4 protein-coding genes and 1 pseudogene are annotated in these 3,215 nt (G+C 53.3%); 1 reads left to right on the top strand and 4 read right to left on the bottom strand.

What is annotated here, in order from left to right; translation table 11 throughout:
• The 4 genes and pseudogenes from AC128V_RS06990 to AC128V_RS06975 form a co-directional block, all read right to left on the bottom strand.
• Positions 1 to 216: pseudogene (locus AC128V_RS06990) on the bottom strand (hypothetical protein); the annotation flags it as partial.
• Positions 213 to 1,463 carry a PP2C family protein-serine/threonine phosphatase gene (locus tag AC128V_RS06985; RefSeq protein WP_482763948.1) on the bottom strand — a complete coding sequence of 417 codons (1,251 nt, stop codon included), beginning with the start codon at positions 1,461 to 1,463 and terminating at the stop codon, positions 213 to 215. The pseudogene AC128V_RS06990 and the gene AC128V_RS06985, both read right to left, overlap by 4 nt.
• Positions 1,464 to 1,469: 6 nt before the next feature.
• Positions 1,470 to 1,970 (bottom strand): FHA domain-containing protein FhaB/FipA, encoded by a 501-nt coding sequence (locus tag AC128V_RS06980; protein WP_482763947.1) that lies wholly within the window; start codon positions 1,968 to 1,970, stop codon positions 1,470 to 1,472.
• Positions 1,967 to 2,635 (bottom strand): FhaA domain-containing protein, encoded by a 669-nt coding sequence (locus AC128V_RS06975; RefSeq protein WP_482763946.1) that lies wholly within the window; start codon positions 2,633 to 2,635, stop codon positions 1,967 to 1,969. Before AC128V_RS06975 ends, AC128V_RS06980 begins: the two co-directional genes overlap by 4 nt.
• Before the next feature lie 146 nt (positions 2,636 to 2,781).
• On the opposite strand from AC128V_RS06975, the gene AC128V_RS06970 reads away from it, so the two are divergent.
• The coding region (locus AC128V_RS06970) for a trimeric intracellular cation channel family protein (RefSeq protein ID WP_482763378.1) at positions 2,782 to 3,215 on the top strand (434 nt) is incomplete at its 3' end.

The raw sequence follows: 3,215 nt of genomic DNA, 5'->3' as shown, positions 1-3,215 counted from the left end.
AAGGATGTAGTGCACCAGACCCGCGGCGATTGCAGGAGGGGCCCAATAGAAAAGCATGTCCCAGCTCATCTTCTGCAAAACCGCTAGTTGCACCTGAGCCAGAGCGAAGGCATTGATACCCGCCACCCAGAACAGTAAAACCGCCTCAAAGTTTCTTGACCTTGGCACTGCCTTTAGCAGCATCGGAATCGCTGTGGTTAGGGAGACGTTACTCATCGGCTACTCTCCCGCAGCTGCTCGATGATGCGCTGGGCATCCTCAAGTGACTCAGCAGAAATGGAGCGTTCGATCAGGGTTTGCTGGAAAAGCGGTAGGTCATCGAGTTGAATCTCACTCACCAGGTATGGGTTGGAGAATTTCCACGGGCCCAAAGACTCTCGAATGCCCTGGAAGATAGTGACCTGTCCCTGGTAAACATCGACGTAGTAGCGGGTCTGGGTGTACTGGTAGGCAACTGCACCCATACCGGCAAGCAATCCTGCCACCAAGAACCAGCTGGCAACAATGCGGAATGAGCGCCAGCGAATCTTGCGTCTGGTCTCCGAGAGGATCTTGTTCAAAAGCTCCTCGGACTCAGGGGCATACTTCGTTGGGTCTTCTGGGGTTTGCAGCAGGTCAAGCAAGCTGCGCGGTGAGAACAGTCGCAGTATCTTGCCGCCCTTGCGCTCCTCGATTACCACTTCATTGGCTGCCGAACCTACAAAGTGTGCACCGGGTTCAAACTCCAAGTTGGTGGCAGGGCGAACCAAGTCAACAATCACGACGGTGACGTTGTCTGGCGCACCAAATTCCAGTGCCTCGCCGACCAAAAGTTCCGCAACCTCTTCGGTTGGAATTCTTGAGGTGAGGATGCGCCCCATCACGGCTTCTGGAACCACACCACATAGACCGTCGCTGCAGAGTAGCCAGCGATCCCCGGGCAGTGCGTCATGCAGAGCTATATCAATCTCTGGTTCGCCTGAGACGTCTCCCAGCACTCGCATCAAAACGCTGCGACGTGGATGAACCAGCGCCTCTTCAGGGGTGATTCTCCCCAGGTCAACCAGCTTTTGAACGAAGGTGTGATCAGCGGTGATTTGAGTAACTTCGCCATCTCTAGCGCGGTAGATTCTCGAGTCACCAATGTGGGCGGTGATGATCTGTGAGCCGTGCAGCAACATTCCAGAGAAGGTGGTTCCCATGCCCTCAAGTTCTGGGTGATCTGCCACCGTCGCAGAGAGCATGCCGTTGGCTTCGAGGATTCCGGTGCGAATCGAGTCAATTGCTTCCTCGGTGCTGTCATAGCGAGCATCGGTCAACGCAATGCGCTGAGATGAAATCGCAGATGCAATATCTCCTCCGGCATGACCACCCATGCCGTCGGCCACGAAAAACAGTTGGTAACCGGCGTAGCCAGAGTCCTGATTTGAGCTGCGGTGCTTGCCAATGTCGCTAGCCGCATAGGAGATGGATTTGACCGCCACCGCTAATTACCTCAACTCGAAGGTAGTGGTGCCGATTCGAATGGTTGCACCCTGGCGAATGGTTGCCGGAGTGGTTACTTTTCTGCCATCTAGGTAAGTGCCGTTAGTTGAGTTCAAATCCTGCAGCACCCAGTCCTCACCAACCAAAACCAGCTTGGAGTGCATGTTCGATGCAAACTCATCGGAGATCACAACGTCACAGGTTGCACCTCGGCCAATTAGTAGCTCTCGCTTACCCGCGATGTCGATAAATGTTCCAGCGGTTCGGCCGGTGAGCATTGCGATCTGAGTTGGGTCAAAGACTTCACCGTCTTCGATACCAAGGCTCGCTACCGATCCGACCACCGATCCACCGCCGGCAAGGGCCGGGGCATTCTGCCTGGCAATCTTGCTTATTACGCGGCGACCATAAAGGTCAGCACGAATAACCGATAACAGGCTCAGGATAAAGATCCAAAGCACTGCAACAAAGCCGATTCTTACTAAAAAAAGCGCTAGTTCACTCATCCATCCACCTGCGCATTCGCACTGAGTTCGAATTCAAATTCGCTTCGGCCAGCCTTGATTACATTGCCGGAGCGAAGCACGACCTCCGAGATTCGGGCGTCATCAACAAAAGTTCCATTAGTGGACTGGCGATCTCTGATTGCAGCGACCTCACCGTTCCAAGCACTTTCAAAGTGAATTCGGCTCAGTCCACGATCGTCAATTGCAATATCTGCCACATCTTCGCGACCCACGGTCGTCACACCAGTTTTTAGGGAGATCCGCTTGCAATCGACAATCAGGGCCGGCATCCAGTTGACAGAGTTGTTGAGCACCGCATAACAAACCTTGACCTGACCACGAGGAACGTGGTGGTCTGGGGCGAGCTGCAGTTCCAGATTGCTGGCTAGTCGGTAACCCTGCTTGGCGGCGTATTTCGCTACCTCGAGCTGTACAGCACTGAGAATTCCAGGGGTAATTCTTGGGAGGTCGATTGGTGAAATCAGAATCTTATAAATGTGTGGAACTAGCACTCGGTCTTTAGCTACCGCAGCGGCAGCCTGATCCATGGTTGAGCGAATTGCCTGGCTGAGTTCAACAGGCTGCAATTCGGCTTTGCTCAAACGCGCAAAGACAAAGCCAATGCCTGTCTCAATGCGCTTTTCAACCTTGTCTAGAAAGCTCAATTAGCCCGCTCTCACCATCTTTAGCAGTGGGGGTAAGTCTATCCACCCACCCCTTACCGCGGGCTTATTTCTCTGCTAATCTCACAACTCGTTACAAGCCCCAAGGCTTTTAGACTCTCCAGCCTTCGGCACCAACAGGAGATACCTTGACCCTCAACACATTCGTGATTGCCCTAGAAGTGCTCGGCGTTATTGCATTTGCACTGTCCGGTGTGATTGAAGCTGCTAGAAAGCACTTTGATCTGGTTGGTGTTGTGATGGTTTCCTTTGTGACCGCCTTCGGTGGCGGAACCTTACGAGATGTGCTTTTAGAGCGCAAACCATTTTTCTGGGCCGAGCAAGAGTTTTGGGTTTGGGCACTTATTGGCCTAGCGATCGCAATGCCGTTTTTCTTCCGCTCTCGACACATTGAGCTCACGGAGCGGGCTATTTTGGTCCCAGATGCCATTGGGCTTGGAATCTTTACCGCAGGTGGAACCCACATCGCACTGGAATTAGGCAGCAGCCCTTTGATTGCGGTCCTGATGGGTGTCATTACCGCTGTGGTTGGCGGAGTCTTTAGAGATGTCTTGGTGAACGA

It is taken from the genome of Aquiluna sp. (assembly GCF_965064355.1).
The sequence above is the reverse complement of the archived record's forward strand: the minus strand, read 5'-3'. Positions and strand labels throughout refer to the sequence as shown.